Here is a 22,474-nt window from a genome sequence, read left to right as displayed (position 1 = left end):
ACACGGCATCGCCTGTCCGATTTGCGCGTAGGCAACGAGCCAATCACAAGCTTGCTTGTAGTTGGCGACTGCCCGCGACCAATGCGAAAGGAGCAAAGCGGATTTCGCATGGCGCAGCGAACAACAGATTAACAATTGGTCGGTACGGTGGTTCATTGATAACCTCAAGAACGCTGTTTCAGCGTTCTTTTTTTGATACGTTTAAAAAATGCTTAAGGCCATAAAAAGTTACAGACTCTAATTGACAATGAATTTCAATTAGAGTATAATAAAGCTAACAAAAAGAAAGCCATCTTTAACAAATGATGGCGACGACAACTAAATTTAAACCATAAGAATAGAGGATGTGTTTATGTTTACTTTGAAAGATTTAAGACCAGGTCAGAAGGCATGTGTTGGTTCAATTGCTGTAGAAGGCTTAATGCGTCGCAAACTCATGGACATGGGTGTAACACCAGGGGTAGAGATTCAAGTTAATAAAACAGCTCCATTTGGCGATCCCATCGAGGTTCGCTTGAGAGGATATTCCCTCAGCCTTCGGAAAAAAGATGCTGAAAATATTTTAATGGTTCAGTAATAAATAAAAAACCACCTTTTGAGGTGGTTTCGTTATTTTAAGATGAATCAGCATTTAGTGAAAAAGGGAAATGAGGAATGGAAATGAAATATAAAATTGCGTTGGTGGGAAATCCCAACTCGGGAAAAACTACGCTGTTTAATTGTCTCACCGGCAGTAATCTCTACGTGGGGAACTGGCCCGGAGTAACGGTTGAAAAAAAAGAGGGAGACTTAAGAGGCACCAGCAGTGACATGACCTTGGTGGATTTGCCGGGCATTTACTCACTGGCACCCTACTCGATGGATGAGATCGTCTCCCGGAATTTTTTGCTGGATGAACGGCCGGATCTGATCATCAATATCATAGATGCCTCCAACATTGAGCGAAATCTATATTTAAGCACCCAATTGATGGAGCTCAACTGTCCGATGGTGGGGGCTCTGAACATGATGGATGTGGTCAAGAAAACCGGGGTGGAAATTGATGTCCGGGAGATGGAAAAAATCTTCGGCTATCCCTTTATTGAAATATCGGCTCAGAAAGAAACCGGCATTGACGAATTGATTAAAGAGGTTGAAAAAACCGTCGAGATTAAACGACTTAAAGAATTTCCGCAGATCTTTCCGCCAGAGATAATGACCATCTTCAATGAATTTGATGAGCTTATTCAGAATAAATATCCCGGGCTTTTGACTGATTATCCACGGTTATTCCGGGTTATTAAACTGATTGAAAAAGACGAAGAAGTGCTCCTGAAAATTGATAAAAACATCGAATTATTAGCAGATATCGATGGGGTCAGAAAAAAAATCGAAGTGCTGTCAAATCATGATGTCGACAGTGCCATTGCCGATTATCGCTATCGTTTTATCACTGATGGGATTAGCATGGCAACAAAAAAAACCAAAGATCAGAGCATCCCTTTTCAAGAAAGACTGGATCGAGTGCTGATGAACCGCTATGCGGCCCTGCCGATTTTCTTTTTCTTTATGTTTGTGATTTATTATGTATCAATTACCCTGGTGGGTGAAATTACCATTGGTGGGATTGAGTGGTTTATCAATGATGTGTTGATGGTAACGGTGGCTGCTGGTCTGGGAAGCCTGGGAGCAGCAGATTGGATCATTGCTCTGATCAATGACGGCATTATTACCGGGGTTGGCGCAGTATTGACCTTCGTACCGCAGTTGGTGGTGTTGTTTATTTTTATCTCCATTCTCGAGGACAGCGGTTATATGGCCCGGGTTGCCTTTATTATGGATCGGATTTTTCGGCATTTTGGTTTATCTGGAAAATCCTTTATCCCGATGGTGGTGGGGTTGGGATGCTCGGTACCGGGAGTAATGGCTACCCGAACCCTGGAAAACGAACGGGAGCGGAAGTTGACTGCGGTATTAACCCCATTTATCTCCTGTGGGGCCAAGATGCCTATCTATGTTTTGATGGCATCGGTGTTTTTTGTTGAGTATCAGACTCTGCTGGTGTTCTCCCTCTATCTGGTTAGCTTGACAGTGGTTTTCGCATCGGGATTTGTATTGTCAAAAACCTGGTTTAAGGGAGCCGATTCCGGTTACCTGCTGGAAATTCCGCCGTTACGACTGCCAAAGCTTAAGAACACTACCACTCAGGTATGGCAGCGAACCAAAGAATTTATTGTCCGGGCTGGAACAATTATCTTTGCGGCTTCAGTGGTGCTGTGGTTTTTGCAGAGCTTTACCCCAGGTTTGCAAATGGCTCAAACTCCCGATGAAAGCATTTTAGCGGCATTTGGCAAGATCATTGCGCCAATCTTTATCCCGCTGGGTTTTGGCAACTGGGTCGCTTCGGTAGCGCTGCTAACGGGTATTGCCGCCAAAGAAATGATCATCAGTACCATGAGTGTACTCTTGTCGGGTCAGGAAGGCAGCTTTACCGATGCGGTTAGTCTGATCTTTACACCGGTTTCCGCCTACAGCTTCGTGATCTTTGTTTTACTGGCATCGCCCTGTATGGCTGCCATTGCCACCATGAAAAAAGAATTGGGAAACTGGCGTGATTTTCTTTTTGCATTGGCTTATCAAATTGGTTTAGCCTATACCATTGCCTTAATTGTTTATCAGGTTGGCAGTCGAATTTTTAGTTAATTTTCCATTGTGCGCATTGGATCAGCGTAATTGAAGAAAGAAGGAATAGAAGTGATTACCTGGATTTTAGCAGCAATAATTTTAGGTGCGGCGGGTTATATAATTTTCAAAAAAGTAAAAAAAATGAAGGCCGGAGATTTTTCCTGTGAGGGCTGCAAAGGCGGCGACGGCTGCCCGGGCTGCCATCTTAAATCTGAGCCGCCTAAAGAAGATTAATAATTGGTCGTAGATAATTGCAGAAGAAGTAACGACAATTATTACATCATGTTGTACGCATCATGGCGGACACGGCTTAGCCTGTCCGAGCTTGTAGCGAACAACAGATTAATAATTGATCGGTATGGTAGTTAGTAGTGAGTTAGTTAAGAAAAAAAGCCCCACCAGCAGCGCTGGTGGGGCTTTTAATAAAGACTTGATTATGCAAGAAAAACGTTGGTAGCCTGTAAGCCACGATCGGTTTTTTCAGTATCAAAGGTAACGCGTTGTCCTTCAACCAGGCTCTTACGACCGTCAGCGATAATTGCTGAGAAATGGACAAAGACATCATTGCCGCCATCTACTGAAATAAAACCAAATCCTTTTTCGTCGTTAAACCATTTTACTGTACCATTATTCATTTTTGGTACCTCCTAAATATTAATTGTAAATCGTAATGCAAAAACAAAAACACATATTTTTGCAAATCATTTCAACGTAAAAATGACTTGCAAAAATATGTGAAATCAATAAATACACTTTAATTCTTTTTCATTATAGCATCTAACGAAGGTCGTTGTCAATTTATTTAACAAACACTTTAGAAATTAAAGGAATCATGACAAATAACGCATCAGGTCAGAGTAGAGATCAAAAAAAGAACGGATCCAACTTGTTTAGAAACAAGTTGGATCAAAAAAAGCTGATCTCAAGATTTATGTGGTACAATAGCTGTTGAAGTCAATGGACTCATATTTTCTTTTTAACAAATCTTTCGCTTCCTTTAAAACTTCTTTTTCTGATAGTGGAAGTCTTATCTCACGTATTTCGATGATTTTAAAGGGATTGTCTTTAATTGATTTTGTCAGGGTAAATCCACCATAAATTTTCGGAACAATCTTCACTTCGAAATTACCGAATGAAATCAGGGTGTTGTGGCCATCTACAGTTATTTTTTCAAACATGGTAACACTTCCTTTCTGTTTAATAATCGGATGTTTAAAAAAGTATTATTATTATACCAAAATGTGGTGACGAATAAACAAAAAATTCCAAAAAAATATTTATTTAAGGTTGATATCTATGTATGATAAAGAGAAATTAAAAGATCTGCCCCAGAACCCCGGGGTCTATATAATGCGAAATAAACCGGGCGAAATAATCTATGTCGGGAAAGCCATTAATCTACGCAACCGGGTTCGGCAATATTTCCATTCGACCAGTCAGCTGACGGCTAAAACAGCTGTTTTGGTATCCCATATCGAAACCATTGAGACGATTGTTACCGATTCGGAAATGGAAGCGCTGATACTGGAATGTAATCTGATAAAAACCCATCATCCCCGCTATAATATTCTGCTAAAAGATGACAAAAGCTATCCCTGGATCCGGCTTACGGTTAATGAGGAATATCCCCGGATTCTGATGACCCGGGAGTATAAAAAAGATGGAGGTAAGTACTTTGGGCCCTTTACCAGTTCCTATGCGGTAAAGAATACCATTGAAGCGATTTTAAAGATCTATCCCCTAAAAACCTGCAATCGTCAGGTTGCTTTTGGCAAAAAGTCCGGTCGGCCCTGCCTGAACTATCACATTGGCCAGTGTCAGGCCCCCTGTCAGGGGAATGTGCCCAGAGAAATGTACGCCAAGGATATCCAGTCGATTCTGGATATTTTAAATGGTCGACATCCGGATCTGTTAAAAAACCTGAACGATAAAATGACTGCTGCCGCTTTAGCGCAGAATTATGAAGCGGCGGCTAAATACCGGGATCAGATTGCCGGGATTGAGCATATCGTCGAAAAGCAGAAAATCAGTTCCAGCACCAAACAGGATCAGGACTTTATTGGTTTTGCCGCCAGTGAGAGTCTGGGTTGTGTTCAGGTTTTTCATGTCCGGGAAGGGAAGCTGATGGGGCGGGATCATTTTTTTCTCGAAGACATTGGTGATGTCAGTTCCCGGGAAGTATTGGAAAGCTTCGTTAAACAATATTATGCCAGCTGTGGGTTTATTCCTCGGGAAATCATTTTGAAAGAAATGCTGGAAGACAAAAGAGTCATCGAAGAATGGTTGGGGAATCTGGCCGGTAAAAAAATTGAAGTATTATCACCGCAACGGGGACAGAAAATAAAAATGTTGGAAATGGTGGCGGACAATGCCGATCTGGCCCTGAAGCAGCAGCTGCTGGAAAAACGGGAAAAAGAAATTCACTCCAAAAGCCGCCTGGTTGGACTTTCGGAGCTGCTGGGTTTAACCCGGCCGCCCAGTCGTATTGAGGCCTATGACATTTCCAATATCAGCGGCACCAATAATGTTGGAGGTATGGTGGTGTTTGACGATGGCAAGCTCAACAAGAAAGCCTGTCGCCGCTTTAAGATCAAGTCGGTGGAAGGACAGAACGACTATGCCAGTATGCAGGAAATGATTTTCAGACGGATGGAACGAGCCATGAAAGCCTCGGAGGGTAATAATTTTTTGCCCTTGCCGGAAATTATGATGATCGATGGCGGCAGCGGACATGTCAACGCAGCAGAGAGCATTGTGTCGCTCTACCCGGTGGAGATTGCAGTGTGCGGATTGGTTAAGGATGATCACCATCGACTCCGGGGGATTTTTTTTAAGGGTACTGAATATCCGATCAAAAAGGCTACCCCGCTGGGCGTTTTTCTGTTTGAGATTTCCGAAGAGGTGCACCGCTATACCCTGGGTTACCACCAGATTTTAAGAAAAAAAGAAATGCTGGCTTCTCAGCTGGAGGAAATCCCTGGCGTTGGCAAAAAACGCCGGGAAGCCCTGATGGCTCATTTTGGACAGGTGGAGAAAATCAAAAAAGCCACCCTGGAAGAACTCCAGGCGGTTCCTGGGATGCAGGTGAAAACAGCCCAGGCGATTTTTGCGTATTTTAAAAACAAGACATAAAAAAACTTTTAACAATGGAAACTTTGAGGTAGAATAACTTGAGTAGACTAATTAGCAGTAAATCAATGAAAAGAGATAGAAGAATGAATGGCAAAGTAAATCTGGATGATTTTTGTAAAGAAATTAAACTTGAAAAAATTTATTATCAGTCAACGGAATTGGATCTGCTAAACAGCGGGATCAACCGACCCGGGTTGCAGCTTCATGGTTACTATGAACACTTTGACTCCAAACGAATTCAGGTTATTGGTAAGGTGGAAGTTTCCTATTTGCTGGATCTGGATCCAGCGGTCCGAAAACAGAAGATCGATGACTTTTTTTCCTATGATTTCCCCTGTTTTATTGTATGTTGGGATCAGGATGAGACCCATCTGTTTGAAGAGGCGGCTCAAAAATATGGTCGAACCCTCTTAAAGAGCAGAGTAACAACCACTACCCTTTTTTACGATCTGGTCAATTATATTGACCAGCTCTCAGCCCCCCGGATCAGCTTACATGGGGTTCTGGTTGAGGTTTTTGGGGTGGGGGTATTGATTACCGGGCCCAGTGGCATTGGTAAGAGCGAAACAGCACTGGAAATTGTTAAGCGGGGGCATTGTCTGATTGCCGATGATGTGGTTGAGGTCAAACGGATTCGGGATGGTCACCTGATGGGAACGGCTCCGGAGCTGCTTCAGCATTTTATGGAAATTCGCGGTATCGGAATTATCGATGTTAAAACCCTCTATGGCGCCAGAGCCGTGAAGCGGGACGTCGAAATTGATATGGTTATTCGCCTGGAGAACTGGGATGAACGTTCACCTTATGACCGCCTGGGTCTGGATGAACAAACCCTGGATATATTGGGAATCGAGGTGCCGGAAGTGATGATTCCTGTTTCGGGAGGTCGAAATCTGGCCTGTATCATTGAAACCGCCGCCATCAATAATCGTACCAAGCAGTACGGTTACCATTCTGCCCAGGTTTTTTGTGATCGGGTTGCCCATCAGAATGACCTGGAAGTACAGAAACGGGAAGCCAAGAAAAAACTGGAAGAAAAAAAACCGGCCGACGATTAGGCACATTCGAGAAATATATAGAAAAGAGAGTTAAAAAATGAGAAAGTATGTTTTAGATGCCCATACCCACACAATTGCCTGTGGGCATGCTTATAACACCATCACCGAGTTAATTGATGCGGCCGCACAAAAAAATCTGGAAATGATCTGCATCACCGAACATGGTCCGGCTTTGCCCGGAGCACCAACGCCCTTGTTTTTTGCCAACTATCGGGTGATTCCCGGGAAAATAAACAATGTCAAATTACTAAAAGGGATTGAGAGTAATATTATCGATGCGGATGGCAACACCGATATTCCGATGACGTTTATTGACTCGCTGGAAATAATTTCTGCGTCGTTGCACACCCCCACTTTTATACCGCAAACAAAAGCCATCAATACCGGGGCGGTACTGGGGGCCATTGCCAATCCCCAGGTTGACTTTATTTGCCATCTCGGCAATCCTACCTACGAACTGGATTACGAGGCGATTTTGCAGGCAGCAAAAAAACACAACACCTTAATTGAAATAAACAACGGTTCTTTTTTTATCCGCAAGGGTTCCAAGCCGAATTGCGAATGGATTGCCAACCGTTGTAAAGAATTGGAAATACCGATTATTATTGGCAGTGATACCCACTTTGCCTCAGATATTGGTGATTTTCCCTATGTCGACAAGGTTTTGGATACGGTTGGTTTTCCCGATGAATTGATTATGAATCTGGATACCAAACGATTAATAGATTATCTGGAAAGTAAGGGACGGGTACTTTTTGCTGATCCCCGGGAGTATGCCCAAGAATTGTTTTTGATAAATGACTAATTTTATGATAAAATAAGCTTTTAAATCAAGTGGGAAAGGATACCAACGATGAACATAAAAATCATAACCGATTCTGCCTGTGATATACTTAAAAGCGATCAACAAAAATTTGACATTGAGATCATGCCGGTTTATGTGGTCGAAGATGAAATAAATTATCGTGATGGGATTGATATTTCACCTGAAGTTGTTTGCGACAAGATGCGTAAAGGGGTGCGCTTTAAAACATCTCAGATTCCCTACGGGGATTTTTATAAGCGATTTGAAGAATTAATTGCTGAAAAACAGCCATTTATTTATCTGGCCTTTTCCAGTGGTCTGTCCGGCACCTACCAGGCAGCGGCGTTGGCGGAACGGGATTTAAAAGAAAAATATCCCGAGGCGGCCTTTAATGTTGTCGATACCAGAGCGGTTTGCTATGGTCTGGGACACATTGTCTATGGCGCAGCACAAGCGGCAGCGGAGGGCTTTAGCATGGACGAGCTGATGCTGCGGATTAATTATTATATTGATCATGTCAAACATGTCTTTACAGTGACGGATCTCCAATATCTGTATCGCGGTGGTCGACTGAATAAGGGAACAGCCATCATTGGGAATATGCTTAACATCAACCCCTTGCTGGAAGTGAGCAAAGCTGGAGAACTGCAGCAAATTGACAAGGTCAGAGGTGAAAAGAAGCTGATTAAAAAAATGGTGGATTATCTGGAAGAAAATGGGGATCAGATGGATCGACAGACCATCGGCATCAGTCATGCCGATAATCCCGAACTAGTCGATCTGTTTGTCAAAATGGCCGGTAAGCGCTTCAATACTGAGCGTTTTAAGATTGTGCCTCTGGGTTCGACGGTTTTGACGCATTCTGGTCCGGGAACTCTGGCCGTTTTTTTCTTCGACGAATGGAAGGAAGCGTTTCAATTTGAGTAGACCTTTCTTTAAACAAGTCAACCGAAATATAAATTTAATTAAATAAAAATTAAGGAGCACCATGTTAGATAAGTTAGATTTTTTAGCAGAAAAGTATGCTGAATTAAATGAAAAGATCAGCGATCCCGAGGTGATTGCGGATCAGAACCAGTGGAAAAAACTGGTTAAGGAGCACGCCTATATCGAACCGATTATCCAAAAATACAATCAGTTTTCCGATACCTTGACAGCTATTGACGATACCAAAGAGATGCTTTCAGATAAACAACTGGAAAAAGATTTTAAAGAAATGGCTGAAGTTGAGCTCGATGAATTGTCTAAAAAGAAAGTGGAATTGGAAGAGGAACTGAGAGTTCTGCTACTGCCTAAGGATGCCAATGATGATAAAAACGTTATTGTTGAAATTCGGGCCGGAGCTGGTGGCAGTGAAGCAGCCCTGTTTGCCGGCGATCTCTTTAGAATGTTTACCCGTTATGCTGAGCGACAAGGCTGGAAAAGTGAGATCATGAGCTCCAGTATTCCCGACATCGGGGGAATCAAGGAAATCATTTTTGCCATTGAAGGGACTGGGGTATACAGTCGGCTGAAATATGAAAGCGGGGTTCATCGGGTACAACGGATTCCCAGTACTGAGTCGGGTGGCCGGATTCATACCTCAACCGCTACGGTGGCAGTGTTGCCCGAGGCTGAGGACGTCGAAATTGAAATTGGCACCAATGATCTGCGAGTCGATGTCTATCGTTCTTCCGGAAATGGGGGGCAAAGTGTCAACACCACGGACTCGGCGGTTCGGATTACGCATATTCCCACTGGGATGGTGGTCACCTGTCAGGATGAAAAGTCCCAACTGAAAAATAAAGACAAGGCTTTAAAAATTTTAAAAGCCAGACTTTATGAAATTGAACAGCAGAAACAGCAAAGTGAAATTGCCGAAAACCGGAAAAGTCAGGTCGGCACTGGTGACCGCAGCGAGCGGATTCGGACTTATAATTTTCCCCAGGGACGGATCTCTGATCACCGCATCAATATGACCGTTTATCAACTGGATGCTTTTCTCGACGGTGACATCGATGAAATGGTCAATGCCTTGATCACCAACGACCAGGCTGAAAAACTGAAACAGCATTCATAATTAGCAAAAGAAGCTTTTCCAATGTGAAGAGCTTTTTTTGTTGCAGGGAATTAATTGATAAAAAATTAACCTTGTTTAGAAGGAGTACGGGCAAAGAGCTGTAATATTTTATCAGCGGGAAGAAGATTAGTAGCGAAACACGATAAATACCTATAAAAATTCCGGATTAGGTTGACATTTTTGGGCTTTATCAGTAGAATGAAAATCAGTTGAAAAAATTCAAACATAAATTTGATCAAAAGATCAGATTGTCCTTAAGGAGGAGTAACAATGAAAAAAGTAGTCGTAGCAGATCAGTCAGCATGTGTTAAGTGTTTAGGTTGTGAATTAGCATGTGCAAACGCATTCTACAAAGAACCGGTTTCAGAATTGGCTTGTATTCGCATCACCGAAAAAGAAGATGGTAGCCCTAAAACATTGGTATGTGTTCAATGCGGTAAATGCGCTAAAGCATGTGAAGCAGGAGCCATCACTCAAAATGCCAAAGGTGTATACATGATCAGTAAAAAATTATGTGTAAACTGTGGAAAATGTGTTGAAGCATGTCCATTTGGCGTACTGGTTAAATCAGAAGATCGGGATGTTCCTTCAAAATGTATCGCTTGTGGTATCTGTGTTGAAGCATGTCCACAAGACGTATTGGCAATTAAAGAAGCTTAATTTTAATTTATCACTCAAAAATGATCCCTGTTCGAAAGCTTTCGAACAGGGATCGTTTTTTTTTAAAAAAAAGGTTCGCTAAAAATCAATCCGCTTCGTAATATAATCGACCACTTCAGCGATGGGGATACGAACCTGATCCATGGTGTCGCGATCCCGGAGGGTAACGCATTCATCGTCTAGGGTATCAAAATCGACGGTGACACAGAAAGGTGTGCCGATTTCGTCCTGACGTCGGTAACGCTTGCCAATACTGCCAGCTTCGTCGTATTCAATCATAAAGTGCTTTGATAGCAGGGTGGAAATTTCAAGGGCTTTATCGCTTAATTTTTTAGAAAGCGGTAAGACGGCCGCCTTGTAGGCCGACAGGAAGGGATGTATCCGCATGACGTTGCGTTCTTCGGTTTTGTCGCCGTTGGAAATGGTTTCTTTTTCCATGGCATTGCATAAGAAGGCCAGGAAAACCCGGTCAGCTCCCAATGATGGCTCAATACAATAGGGGATATATTTTTCATTGGTAACCGGATCGGTGTACTTCATGTCTTTTCCCGAGTGATTCTGGTGTTGCGTTAAATCAAAATCGGTTCGGTCAGCGATGCCCCAAAGCTCACCCCAGCCAAATGGGAAGCGGAACTCCACATCAGTGGTGGCGTTACTATAATGGGAAAGCTCTTCTTTCTCGTGATCCCGGAAGCGGATATTTTCATCTTTCATTCCGAGGTCAAACAGCCATTTCTTACAGAAAGCTTTCCAGTAATCAAACCATTCAAGATCGGTGCCAGGCGCACAGAAAAATTCCAGTTCCATTTGTTCAAACTCCCGGGTTCTAAAAATAAAGTTACCCGGTGTAATTTCATTTCGGAAGGACTTACCAACCTGGGCGATTCCAAACGGTACTTTCTTGCGGGTCGTTCGCTGAACATTTTTGAAATTGACAAAAATACCTTGGGCTGTTTCCGGGCGCAGAAAGATTTCGCTGGCGGTATCTTCATTAACCCCCTGGAAGGTTTTAAACATCAGATTGAACTGACGGATATCCGTGTAATCCATTTTACCGCATTCCGGACAGACAATGTTGTGTTCTTCGATAAAAGCCTTCATTTCGTCGTTGGACCAGGCATCAACAATGACATCCTCGCCTTTTTCAAAATAGTAGTCAGCAATTAGCTTATCAGCTCGAAAACGGGATTGACAGGCTTTGCAATCCATCAGCGGATCATTGAAGCCTCCCACATGTCCCGAGGCGACCCAGGTTTTGGGGTTCATCAGGATGGCAGCATCCAGCCCCACATTATAAGGTGATTCCTGAACAAATTTCTTCCACCAGGCTTTTTTAACGTTGTTTTTCATTTCAACACCCAGTGGGCCATAATCCCAACTGTTGGCAAGACCATCGTAAATTTCTGAACCGGGGAAGATTATTCCCCTCATTTTGGCAAGACTGACAATTTCAGCCATGGTAAATTCTGACATTTTTTTCCTCCTGATTAACATTATTTTTAATTAGCATTTTGGTTAATAAAAAATACCGTCCCTTGTTAAAAAACAAGGGACGGTATAACCGCGGTTCCACCCAAGTTGTCTGCCAGAAATGACAAACCACCTTAAAAATTTAACGAATTTCACGGCAACACCAGTCAATCACCCAAAGAATTAATGGTATCGCAGCTCAAAAAGTGCCATTCATAGAGTTTGATTACAGATCTTTCACCAGCATCTGTTCGCTTTAAACCATTGACCCACTGAGTTATTCTTTTCTCAACGCTTTTGCTATTAATTTGTAAACTAGAATGAAGAATATCAAATACAAGCCCTGATGTCAACCTAAACTTTTGTTATTTAAACGAACTTCGTTTTCATTTCTTGAAATAAAACCTCAATGACAAAGAAAATATTGTTAACGTGGTTGATGATAATAATGAAACGATAACAAAAAAGAAAATTAAAAAAATTAAAAAAAGGTTCTCTTGCCCATTGGTTAATGTTAAAATTATGTTAAATTCAAAAAGGTGATATAACTCAGAGGAATATAGTTATCCTGGTTAATATTAAAAGATTGAGTTGCGATAGCTGGTCTTTCGTGATGTTTATTAATTTTGAAATAAATGTTACCTTAATCAATGATTATTTTGGAGGAAATAATGACGTTAGAAATGCTGATTGGCCTTTTCGGAGGTTTAGGGTTATTTGTTTTTGGGATGCACATGATGAGCGAAGGCTTAAAAACGGTGGCCGGAACAAAAATGAAAAAACTACTGGAAGTTTTGACCAATAATAAGGTCAAAGCGATACTGGTGGGAACCGTTGTCACAATGATTGTTCAGAGTTCCAGCACCACAACAGTGATGGTGGTTGGTTTTGTCAATGCTGCATTGATGACACTTACCCAGGCGGCTGGGGTTATTCTCGGTGCCAATATTGGAACAACAGTTACTGCTCAATTAATTGCTTTTAATGTGACGGAACTCGCACCCGTTTTTATCGGCTTTGGTGCCCTGATAACGCTGTTCAGTTCCCGCAAAAAAAATCGGGATTGGGGCAGTATCATGCTTGGTTTTGGGATCTTATTCTTTGGTATCGCTGCGATGTCAACGGCAATGGAGCCACTCCGGGAGAGTGAGGATTTCATTTATCTGTTGTCAACCTATGGAAAGAATCCACTACTGGGAGTTCTGATCGGAACCCTGATCACTGGTATCATACAAAGCAGTAGTGCCTCCATTGGTTTGCTCCAGGCACTGGCTTTGTCAGGGGTATTTGCCAGTATTGGCGGAACCGGTGCGATCCAAATCTGTATTCCCATTTTAATAGGTACCAATATTGGAACCTGTGTGACCGCTCTGATTTCCTGCATTGGTACCTCCACAGCTGCAAAAAAAGCGGCCTTTATCCACCTGTTTGTTAATGTATTTGGAGCTATCTGGGTGATGATCCTGTTGGTCGGAATGGACAGCATCATGGCGACTAATCCCATTTATGAATTCATTGTCGGTATTTCCGGCGTATTTATCAGTAGCAGCGGTGAGGTGGTTCCTAATGTGGCAAGACAAATTGCCATGGCGCATACCTTTTTTAATGTAGCCAACACCATTGTGTTATTTCCCCTGATTGGTTATTTTGTCACCTTTCTGGATCGGATCTATCCGGAGAAAGAAGAAGAAAAAGGATTGCAATTGGATGATCGATTGCTCAATAATCCTTCCGTTGCTTTAGGTCAGGTTGTCAAAGAAACAAATCGCCTGGCCGAAATGAGTTTTAAGAATTTTAAAATTGCCTGTGAATCCATCATGGATGGGAATGAAAAGCTGGTTGAAGAAATAATCAAGCGGGAAGAACGCATTGATGAATTTCAACAGGGCATCGTGGAATACTCGGTTAAGCTTTCAAACGAAAATATGTCAGAAGAAGAAAATGACCGCCTGGCCTTTGTCATGAAAGGGAGCCATGATCTGGAGCGAATTGGCGATCATGCCATGAATATCGGGGAGCTGGCTGAAATGCGGGCGACTAACAAAATCATCTTTAGTGATATTGCCAATCAGGAAGTGTTAAATTTAATCAGTTTGACTTCCAACACCCTCAGGGATATGGTAGAATTAATGGAAACAGAAGAGTCAAGCTTATGCTATAAAATTCTTGATGAAGAAGAAGAAATTGATGAAATGACAGAAAGCTTAAAGGATGACCACATCCGTCGCCTTAACGAGGGAATCTGCAATCCTTATGCCGGAGTCATTTTTCTGGATCTGTTGACCAATATTGAACGGGTTGGTGATCATGCCTCGAACATTGCCCAGGGTATTTTGGGCTTAAAACTGCATCAGGGGTTGATTGCCAAAGATGATTATGACAATGAAATGGAAGATAGTCAGCAATAAATACAACCAACCAGATAGGGTCGTAACATAGATAAATACAGCTAAATAGAGGTATTTACAAGAAATTTACCTTAAGAAAAGTAATATTTTCATTGACAATGAGAGGATTATATCGTAATATTATAACAACCTAATATTGGCATACTTATTGAAAAGTAAGGACGCAAAACTACAGGGTCTAAATACAATGGTACATGACAGCCAGTTGCAATTAAGATGGTTATAACCATAATGAGCAGCGGTATTGTCGCTGCTTTTTTTTGTCAGAAATTAACCATAAAATGAGTTGCAGGGTTTTCCTTGACTGTTATATAATAATGGCCGGTTTGTTTTTCAGGAAAGATTCTTTTAGCGGGAATAATTGTTATTTAAAATAGGAGTTTTCTTAAGATCCAATTTAATTTGTGATTTAGATGTTTACAGCGGTTATTTTGGCTTATATAGTATACATATGATTATCACAGCCGTTTCGGCTGTTATAATAAACGAACAATTTGAATTGTTCGATCATGTTAGCGGTATGATTGTGTATCGGTAATAATCAAATTTACGAAGGGAGGTAGGCAATGAATTTAGAGTTTCAAGCGACAGGAAGGTCGACAATGGCAGGATTGAGAGGGATGAGTGGACAATCAGAAAATCCATCCACCAGTCAGACAAGCGGACATGAAAAAAGCGCCCAATTTAAGGATTTGCTGGATCAGTCAAAACAGACGATCAGTCATGCGGATCATCATGCGGAGAAGGTTCGAAAGAATCAGCGGGAAGCCAAATCGATTGCGGAAAACAATCGACGGCAAAGCGATCAAACATTGGTAAAAGATGGTGAAGTCACGACTGTTGATGATCAAGTTGAAGAACCAAAGATTGCGGAGCAAAAAAGCGATGAAGAACGGGGAACAAGTTCTTTATCAACACTGGATTCAACACAGTTAATGGCTATCCAGAGTTTTCAGGGAGGTATCGAAACAGCGCTGACAAGGCTTAACCTGAAATTAGGTATTCAAGGAGTTGAAGAGCCGGAAGCTATGGGTGAACAGGGGCAAATGCTCACCGTGACAACGGAGAGTAGTCAGCCATTACTGTCACCTGCGTTAGAAGGTATGTTACCGTTTGAAGAAATCAGGGAAGAAGTCACACCGGTAGTGGTGCAAAACAGTGAACGTTTGAATGATGGAACGGTTTTCGAAATTAAAGGCGAACCGGAGTTGCAAAAAACCGTTGGGTCTGAGTTGGATTTAGTTGATGTTACAACCAATAGACGCAACCCGGATCAGGAATTGGTTAGCCAGTCAATCAAAGTCGATGGTTCTGATTTACAGACCGTTGATGAAAGCCAACAACTACAGGGTAATCAACCGTTGGAAAACAAATCTGAAATTGCGGTTGATGGAGCAAACAAACCTGTTTTAACGGAAGAATCTGAGGCCGATCAATTTAAAATCGATGTTCAAACCAACCAGATCAATCAAACAGAAAAACAGAGTTTGGGTGAAAATGGTGTTCAGGAAATTAATATGGCCGGGGTTAATTCAAACAAAAGCGCAGAAGTTCAAGTAACGACCAAAACAGAGGTCGCTCAGCAGGTTCAGCAGAAAATTCTTCAGAATTTCGAACCCAACAAGCCCATGGTATTTCAAATGACCCTGTCACCAGATAATTTAGGCGATATCGATGTTAAATTGAGCTTCGATCAGGGAAAACTCATCATTGATATTATGGCCGCCAGCCAGGAAACCCAAAAACTGTTGGGAAACCAAATTAATCAACTGGTTAGAGGTTTGGCGCTTCAGAATGTTCAAGTGGAAACGGTGCACTTAAATACCCCGGTAGAGCAAAGCAGTGATAGTCAGGATGCAACATTTATGATGAACAATGGTTCTGATCCCAATCAAAATCAAAATCAGGCTCTGTTAAGAGAACGATTTATAAAAAACAGCGGGGTATTGAACAGCATCACAACAAATGGTGACGAAGACGAATCGGTATTGATTCCCCAGAATCTCCAGAACTATACGAACCACCGTGTGAATTACTTGATTTAAGGAGGAAGATATAATGGCGATTGATAATATTAATAATTATTTAAGTACTGCAGCAACGACATCAGCAACAACAGCTACTTCGACAAAGAAAACCGGCACATCGATGGATATGGATGATTTTCTCAAGTTGATGGTGGCCCAGTTGCAGAATCAGGATATGAATAATACCGCAGATACCTCGCAATACACGACCCAGATGGCGCAGTTTTCAATGGTTCAGGCCTTGACTGAACTGAATGAAATGACTAAAACAGTTTATTCAATGAGCTTGATTGGAAAAGACATTACGCTGGCAGAAAACGCTTCAGATGGTTCGCTTCATGTTGTTGCCGGGACAGTAGAAGGTGTCAATTTATATAATGGTGACGCTCAGGTGATTGTAAACGGTGTGTCTTATCCGATGAGCAGTATTATGGAAGTTACGCAGGCGAAATCAGAATAATTGACATTTAATGTTTAAGAAGAGGTGATCCAATGGCGGACAGAATCAATGGAAATTTTTATCGGTTAAATGATGCCATCATTCGACAAACCGAAAAAATAACCAATCCCACAAATCAGGCCTCAAAAGTCACGAATCCGGAAAAAAGCGAAAATAGCTTTCGTGAGCTTCTCGATCAACAAATAAAAAACAGTGTCACATTTACCAAACACGCCAGTATCAGAAAAGAACAGCGTAATATTGAAGTGTCTGACAGTGATTTGGAAAAGTTGGGAGATGCCTGTGACAAAGCTCAGGAAAAAGGGATTGGCAATGCATTAATTATGATGGATAATTCAGCATTTATCGTCAATGCGGCAGATAAACGAGTTATTACCGTAATGGACAAAAACGAAATGAAAAATAAACTATTCAATGATATTGATGGTGCCGTGTTTATATAGTTGGACCTCGATGAGGAGACTGGAAGCTTTGACCGACAGATAAGCTTCGAACGGCACAGAAAGGAATCAAAAATGATCAGATCTTTATACTCAGGAATTTCCGGGATGGCAGCCCACCAGACCAAATTAAATGTAATTGGTAACAATATTGCCAATGTTAATACTTACGGCTTTAAAGCCAGTCGAGTGGTCTTCAGTGATGTACTTTATCAGAATTTATCAACCGCTACTGAGGCAACCAACACGACTGGCGGGACCAATGCCAGCCAGTTGGGTTATGGTGCCAAGGTAGCCAGCATTGATATGCTCAACACTATTTCCTCTGGAGCCAGCACTGGTCGAGCCCTGGATGTCTATATTGCTGGTGAAGGCTATCTGGTTGTACAACCGGAGGCCGGAGCAAACCGTTATACCCGGGTTGGTAATTTAAAATTTGATGCCTTGGGAAATCTAACCGATGGTGCGGGTAGCAAGGTTATGGGGATACCTCTGGATGTGGATAACAATCCTGTTCTCGATGCCAATGGTACTCTGGCAATTGATGATCTTCAGGCAATTAACGTTCCGCCAGCAGAATTGGCTAAATATACCGGCATCACCATTGGTAAATCGGGCGAGATTACCGGGATTAAAGCTGGGGATCCAGAATTTACGAAAACGGCGGGAAATACGTGGTTAACTGGAATGACGCTTCCAACAGATTCTAATTATACGGGCAATGTTCAACTGGCAGTTGGAGAAATGGTGAATGTCGATGCTGCCAGCACTGAGATAGCAGCACTTTCAATTGAGCCAACCGCAGATGTTGTTGGAACATTGACATTGACGAAAACTGGTAATGTGTACACACTGGATCCAGCAAACCTCACACTTAAAGACGAAACGACGCCAATAACAGGAGACTTGACAGGAACGTTATCTTCAAGTGGGATTTTAACGTTTGCAAATCTGCCTGGACTTAAAATTGATACAACAAAACTAGTATCGGCTGCTGCAGATTTAGAGAGCGGTGTGGATATTGGTACAATCGCTTTAGATGGTTTTACTTCAGTAGTAGCAACGGTTAAAAACCAGGGTGGGGTAACAGAATACCTAAGAACCCCCCAAGGTACTGACATTGAGTTTGATCCGACAACAGATAGCAGTGTTGCACTTACAAGTACAACGGGTGGTACAGTTACGCTAAATGTAGATCCAACAGCATTTGACAATATTGTCCAAAATTTGGATACAAATCCGATAGAAAATACTTTAGTCGGAAAAATCGAAGCCGGAAGTGACAAACCCGTAACCCTGGGCTACCTGGCACTTGGAAAATTTGCCAACGTCGATGGTTTACTGCAAGATGGTAATGGCTACTTTATGGAATCCGCAAACTCTGGAACTCCGGTTGCGACCAAAGCCGGAACCAATGGCACTGGGGGAACCGAATCAGCCAATCTGGAAATGTCAAATGTTGACTTATCTCAGGAATTTACTGACATGATTGTTGCCCAACGTGGTTTTCAGGCAAATTCACGAATCATCACAGTTTCTGACTCTATTTTGGAAGAATTGATTAACCTGAAACGATAGCAAATAATGATTAAGAAGAGCTCACCCGAAGGGAAGAAATCCTTCGGGATGAGCTTTTTATCCTGGCCAGATACCAAAGGGGTGAGCACCCCTTTGGTATCTGGCTGTTACTTAGTAAAAAGTTGAAAATTACTTCTATTTAGGTTATACTATGAAAATAAAAAATATATTTTAAGGTGGAAATATGATAGAATTAACTAGATTAAACAAACAAAAGAATGAAAAGTTTCTACTTAATTGTGAGATCATTGAAATTATTGAAGAAAAACCAGATACCACCATTCGCCTGACGAATGGCAAACACTATGTGGTAAACGAAAGTTCAGCCCAGGTACTATCAAAGATTATTGCATACAAACGAAATATTTTTAGCCGTTAACCACTAAATATCTGACAGGAAGTATAAATTTATGGAAATTTCAACAATCATTGCTTATGTCCTAGTCGTCTTTACGATGTTTTTTGGGATGACATTCAGTTCTGCAAATGGTTTTAATATTGGGGCATTAATGAATTTTATTGATCCTCAAAGTATGTTTATAACCATCGGTGGAACATTTTTCGTGCTGATTGCCTCTTTTCCAATCAAATCGTTTAAACATATCCCGAAGCATTTAAAGATGATATTTTTTAAAAGTAAACAAGATCCTCTGGAATATGTGGATATACTGACAGAACTTTCCAAAGAGGCGAGACGTAAGGGATTGTTGGCTCTGGAAGCAAAGGCAGCCGATATTCAGGATGAGTTTCTTAAGGAAAGCGTCCTGCGAATTGTCGATGCCATTGAGCCGGATAAATTAAGATCCTGGTTTGATCAAAAAATCGATTATATCTCAGAACGAAATGATCTCGAACGAAAAATATATGATATGGGCGCTGCTTTGGGGCCGGCTTTCGGGATGATCGGAACCCTGATTGGTTTGGTAAACATGCTAAAAAACATGAGCTTTGAAGGTGGTGCCAGCACCCTGGGCTCTGATATGTCGGTCGCATTGATTACGACCTTTTATGGATCGGTACTGGCAAACTGTGTCTTTATGCCAGTATCCAGTAAATTGGAAATTGCTCAGGAGCGGGATCTGCTAATCAAGGAGCTGATTATTGAGGGTGTAGTTGCCATAAAAGAAGGCGAGAACCCCAAATACATCCGAGATAAATTGATGAACTTTTTGACGGAAGAAGAAATCAGGAAAGCGAATGGTGAAGCCCCGTCAAAAGGTGGAAAATCCAAAGGTAAAAAAGGAAAAGCTGTTGAAAGTTAAAAATAGGGGTATATATTATGGGCAAGCGTAATAAGAACAAAAAAGGAATCAATAAAGATGCCTGGCTGAATACCTATGCAGATATGATCACCCTGATTTTAATCTTCTTTATCCTACTTTTCTCGATGTCAACGTTGGATGCAGCAAAGTATAAGCAACTGGTTGAGATATTTAATCCAGCTGCAGTATATGAAACGACCGGAACAGCGACTGAATCAGACGGTTCAACATCCCCAAACGAGGACATTTCGGTGGAAGAGATCGTTGATCTGGAAGATCTCTACCAATACCTGAGTCAGTATACTAAGGAAAATGGCTTAGATGATGCAGTTAGTATCGAAAAATATGAAAAAGCGGTTTCGATCAAGTTTATGTCATCGATCTTTTTTGAACCCGACAGTTCACGGATTAAACCCGGTGGACAGCAGATTTTATCAGATATTGGCCAGGCCTTTAAGGCCGTGGAACCGACTATAAAATCAATCCGAATTGATGGACACACGGCCCAGGCTGATTCACCAGTTGATGATCGGGATTTATCCAGCAGCCGTGCCAATGAGGTGCTAAGATTCTTACAGAATGGTTATATTACTGATCCGGCAAAATTATTGTCAGTGGGATTTGGTCAGTATCGGCCCATCGCACCCAATGATACCGAAGAAAACCGTGCCAAAAATCGCCGGGTTGAAATCATTATTTCCGAGACTGAAGATTTTTTCAGTGACATTGCGACAGGAACAGATACAGTTGCACAATAGAATTAGAGACAAACACTTAGGAGAAATGAAATGGCAGAAATTCTTTCGCAAAGTCAAATTGATAGCCTTTTAAGCAGCCTGATCAGTGGTAAGGACGAGCCTGAAGCGCCAAGTCCGGTGGCCGGTAAGAAGGTTAAAGATTACGATTTTAGAAGACCAAAGCTTTTTACCAGAGAACAACTTAAGCATTTATTCAGTATTTATGAAAATTATGCCCGGCTGGTGTCTTCTCATATAACAGGAATTCTGCAGACTTACAGTTTGGTAGAAATAATCGAGGTGGAAGAACAGCAGTATTACGAGTTCAATAATGCCCTCCCCGATTCAGTCTTAATGGGGCTGATTGATTTTGATATTAAAGACAGCGAAGATGAAGAAGATCTGGTTATCATGGATCTTTCCAAAGACGTTGGTTTTTGTAGCTTTGACCGCTTATTGGGCGGCTCAGGAAAACCCCTGAAGGAAGATCGGGAGTTTACTGAAATAGAAATTGGGGTTATGGAGTATTTTTTCAGAGGGATGATCAACCTGATGAAAAATGTCTGGTTTGATTATCTGGAAATCTCTCCCCGGTTAATGAAAATTGAAACCAATTCCCGGATTCTCCAGGGGATCGGAGCCGATGAAAATGTTGTCATTATTGTTATGAGTATTAAAGTAAATGAAACCCAGGGAAAGATTAACATCTGTATTCCGGCGACAACCCTGGATATGCTCTTTAAAAAGAAGATGTCTCAAACCAAGAAAAATATCAAAAGAGGCGATCAACAGGCAGAGGAAAAGAGACGCTTAAATATTATCAATGAAATCAGAAAGACGGAGTTGGAAATAAAAGGTGTCTTAGGTGACACTGAGGTACTCTCCCAGGATATTTACGAGCTGGAAGTCGGGGATATCATCAAGCTGAATAAACCGGCAAATTCAATGGTTGATATTGTTGTCAACGATGAGGTCTGGTTTAGGGGGGAAATGGGCGATTACAAGAAAAAAAGAGCGATTCAGATAAAAGAGCTTAACGAGAGAGGAAGTGAACTATTCATATGACAGAAGCAGTAGAAAATCCAGATAAGCTATCCGGAATGGAAGTTGATGTTATCGGCGAGGTTATGAACATTAGTATGGGCACAGCCGCCACCGCAATGTCAACCATTTTAAATACCAAGGTTAATATTACAACGCCAAGAATTGAAACAATCGGAGTCGAAGAGTTTGAGTTCGCTTACCTTGAACCAGTAATCGGGGTTTTGATTAACTATGTTGAGGGAATCGAAGGGGCTAATGTCCTGCTATTACAAGAGTCGGACATGAAAAAAATCTTGTCACAGTTGTTTGATATGGACACCAGTGATGATATTGAGTTTGATGAAATCAGCAAAAGTGCCATTGGTGAAATCATGAACCAGATGATGGGAGCGGCAGCAGGCGCATTAGCTTCATTTCTGGGAAAAGTCGTCAATATTTCACCGCCAACCCTACTGGATACTACCAGTAAAGCCAGTATTCGTGATTTGTTTTCCTTGAAGGGCGATAATCTGGTTAGTATAAAGTTTAATCTGAGCATTGAAGGCCTGGTTGAAAGTGAATTTATCAGTGCCATGGAACCTGCTCTGGCTCGGGAAATTGTAACCATGTCGATGGGTGCCAGTGGCATGGACGATGAGGAAGAAGTTGCCCCGCCACCGCCCCCGCCCCC

The 22,474-nt window shown here is 41.8% G+C and carries 22 protein-coding genes, 1 riboswitch and 1 other annotated feature; of the genes, 19 read left to right on the top strand and 3 right to left on the bottom strand.

What is annotated here, in order from left to right:
- The first annotated feature begins 352 nt into the window (after nt 1-352).
- The 3 genes from B3F51_RS05800 (at nt 353) to B3F51_RS05790 (ending at nt 2,898) form a co-directional block, all read left to right on the top strand.
- On the top strand, nt 353-577 hold the full coding sequence (locus B3F51_RS05800) for a FeoA family protein (RefSeq protein WP_026395981.1): 225 nt from the start codon (nt 353-355) through the stop codon (nt 575-577).
- Between the two features lie 83 nt (nt 578-660).
- Nucleotides 661-2,682, top strand: coding sequence for a ferrous iron transport protein B (feoB, locus tag B3F51_RS05795; RefSeq protein WP_286946008.1), 2,022 nt, complete (start codon nt 661-663; stop codon nt 2,680-2,682).
- Between the two features lie 30 nt (nt 2,683-2,712).
- Nucleotides 2,713-2,898 carry a FeoB-associated Cys-rich membrane protein gene (locus tag B3F51_RS05790; protein ID WP_084633687.1) on the top strand — a complete coding sequence of 62 codons (186 nt, stop codon included), beginning with the start codon at nt 2,713-2,715 and terminating at the stop codon, nt 2,896-2,898.
- 200 nt (nt 2,899-3,098) lie between these two features.
- On the opposite strand, the gene B3F51_RS05785 is transcribed toward B3F51_RS05790, so the two are convergent.
- Together B3F51_RS05785 and B3F51_RS05780 are read right to left on the bottom strand one after the other, a co-directional pair.
- Nucleotides 3,099-3,299, bottom strand: coding sequence for a cold-shock protein (locus B3F51_RS05785; RefSeq protein WP_070371881.1), 201 nt, complete (start codon nt 3,297-3,299; stop codon nt 3,099-3,101).
- A 294-nt stretch (nt 3,300-3,593) separates the two neighbouring features.
- On the bottom strand, nt 3,594-3,842 hold the full coding sequence (locus B3F51_RS05780; protein ID WP_070371882.1) for a hypothetical protein: 249 nt from the start codon (nt 3,840-3,842) through the stop codon (nt 3,594-3,596).
- Between the two features lie 118 nt (nt 3,843-3,960).
- On the opposite strand from B3F51_RS05780, the gene uvrC reads away from it, so the two are divergent.
- The 6 genes from uvrC (at nt 3,961) to B3F51_RS05750 (ending at nt 10,378) form a co-directional block, all read left to right on the top strand.
- Nucleotides 3,961-5,796 carry an excinuclease ABC subunit UvrC gene (uvrC, locus tag B3F51_RS05775; protein ID WP_286946006.1) on the top strand — a complete coding sequence of 612 codons (1,836 nt, stop codon included), beginning with the start codon at nt 3,961-3,963 and terminating at the stop codon, nt 5,794-5,796.
- Between the two features lie 83 nt (nt 5,797-5,879).
- Nucleotides 5,880-6,854, top strand: coding sequence for an HPr(Ser) kinase/phosphatase (gene hprK, locus B3F51_RS05770; protein ID WP_070371884.1), 975 nt, complete (start codon nt 5,880-5,882; stop codon nt 6,852-6,854).
- Nucleotides 6,855-6,891: 37 nt separating this feature from the next.
- Entirely contained in the window at nt 6,892-7,659 is a 768-nt protein-coding gene (locus B3F51_RS05765; RefSeq protein ID WP_286946003.1) for a phosphatase, read from the top strand.
- A gap of 48 nt (nt 7,660-7,707) precedes the next feature.
- Nucleotides 7,708-8,586: a DegV family protein gene (locus B3F51_RS05760; protein WP_250934951.1), complete on the top strand. Its 879-nt coding sequence runs from the start codon at nt 7,708-7,710 to the stop codon at nt 8,584-8,586.
- 61 nt (nt 8,587-8,647) lie between these two features.
- On the top strand, nt 8,648-9,718 hold the full coding sequence (prfA, locus tag B3F51_RS05755; RefSeq protein ID WP_250934953.1) for a peptide chain release factor 1: 1,071 nt from the start codon (nt 8,648-8,650) through the stop codon (nt 9,716-9,718).
- A gap of 270 nt (nt 9,719-9,988) precedes the next feature.
- Nucleotides 9,989-10,378, top strand: a complete 390-nt coding sequence (locus tag B3F51_RS05750) for a 4Fe-4S binding protein (RefSeq protein WP_070371888.1) — start codon at nt 9,989-9,991, stop codon at nt 10,376-10,378.
- 78 nt (nt 10,379-10,456) lie between these two features.
- Here B3F51_RS05750 and B3F51_RS05745 read toward each other — a convergent pair whose 3' ends face one another.
- Nucleotides 10,457-11,851: a glycine--tRNA ligase gene (locus B3F51_RS05745; RefSeq protein WP_286946001.1), complete on the bottom strand. Its 1,395-nt coding sequence runs from the start codon at nt 11,849-11,851 to the stop codon at nt 10,457-10,459.
- A gap of 72 nt (nt 11,852-11,923) precedes the next feature.
- Nucleotides 11,924-12,149, bottom strand: a binding site (T-box leader).
- Between the two features lie 370 nt (nt 12,150-12,519).
- Between B3F51_RS05745 and B3F51_RS05740 the strand changes: the two genes are divergently transcribed.
- The 10 genes from B3F51_RS05740 to B3F51_RS05695 form a co-directional block, all read left to right on the top strand.
- Nucleotides 12,520-14,256: a Na/Pi cotransporter family protein gene (locus tag B3F51_RS05740; RefSeq protein WP_250934965.1), complete on the top strand. Its 1,737-nt coding sequence runs from the start codon at nt 12,520-12,522 to the stop codon at nt 14,254-14,256.
- Nucleotides 14,257-14,384: 128 nt separating this feature from the next.
- Nucleotides 14,385-14,469, top strand: a riboswitch (cyclic di-GMP riboswitch).
- A 389-nt stretch (nt 14,470-14,858) separates the two neighbouring features.
- Nucleotides 14,859-16,301: a flagellar hook-length control protein FliK gene (locus B3F51_RS05735; protein WP_187389238.1), complete on the top strand. Its 1,443-nt coding sequence runs from the start codon at nt 14,859-14,861 to the stop codon at nt 16,299-16,301.
- 13 nt (nt 16,302-16,314) lie between these two features.
- Nucleotides 16,315-16,743 carry a flagellar hook assembly protein FlgD gene (locus B3F51_RS05730; RefSeq protein ID WP_148637462.1) on the top strand — a complete coding sequence of 143 codons (429 nt, stop codon included), beginning with the start codon at nt 16,315-16,317 and terminating at the stop codon, nt 16,741-16,743.
- 32 nt (nt 16,744-16,775) lie between these two features.
- Nucleotides 16,776-17,186 carry a TIGR02530 family flagellar biosynthesis protein gene (locus B3F51_RS05725; RefSeq protein ID WP_148637463.1) on the top strand — a complete coding sequence of 137 codons (411 nt, stop codon included), beginning with the start codon at nt 16,776-16,778 and terminating at the stop codon, nt 17,184-17,186.
- A gap of 72 nt (nt 17,187-17,258) precedes the next feature.
- Nucleotides 17,259-18,761, top strand: a complete 1,503-nt coding sequence (locus tag B3F51_RS05720) for a flagellar hook-basal body complex protein (RefSeq protein ID WP_148637464.1) — start codon at nt 17,259-17,261, stop codon at nt 18,759-18,761.
- Nucleotides 18,762-18,945: 184 nt separating this feature from the next.
- On the top strand, nt 18,946-19,140 hold the full coding sequence (locus tag B3F51_RS05715; protein ID WP_148637465.1) for a flagellar FlbD family protein: 195 nt from the start codon (nt 18,946-18,948) through the stop codon (nt 19,138-19,140).
- Between the two features lie 31 nt (nt 19,141-19,171).
- A complete protein-coding gene (locus B3F51_RS05710) occupies nt 19,172-20,023 on the top strand; it encodes a motility protein A (protein WP_286945998.1) in 852 nt (283 codons plus the stop codon).
- A 17-nt stretch (nt 20,024-20,040) separates the two neighbouring features.
- The gene (locus tag B3F51_RS05705; protein ID WP_286945997.1) at nt 20,041-20,781 is read left to right on the top strand and encodes an OmpA/MotB family protein; all 741 of its coding nucleotides are present in this window, start codon (nt 20,041-20,043) and stop codon (nt 20,779-20,781) included.
- Nucleotides 20,782-20,811: 30 nt separating this feature from the next.
- Nucleotides 20,812-21,825: a flagellar motor switch protein FliM gene (locus B3F51_RS05700; RefSeq protein ID WP_070371897.1), complete on the top strand. Its 1,014-nt coding sequence runs from the start codon at nt 20,812-20,814 to the stop codon at nt 21,823-21,825.
- A partial coding sequence (locus tag B3F51_RS05695) for a chemotaxis protein CheC (protein WP_286945995.1) occupies nt 21,822-22,474 on the top strand: 653 nt, incomplete at its 3' end. The genes B3F51_RS05700 and B3F51_RS05695, both read left to right, overlap by 4 nt.

Source organism: Acetobacterium sp. UBA5834 (assembly GCF_002435675.1).
Classification (GTDB): Bacteria; Bacillota; Clostridia; order Eubacteriales; family Eubacteriaceae; genus Acetobacterium; species Acetobacterium wieringae.
Note: the sequence above shows the minus strand (reverse complement) of the source record. Positions and strands in the feature narration are given on the sequence as shown.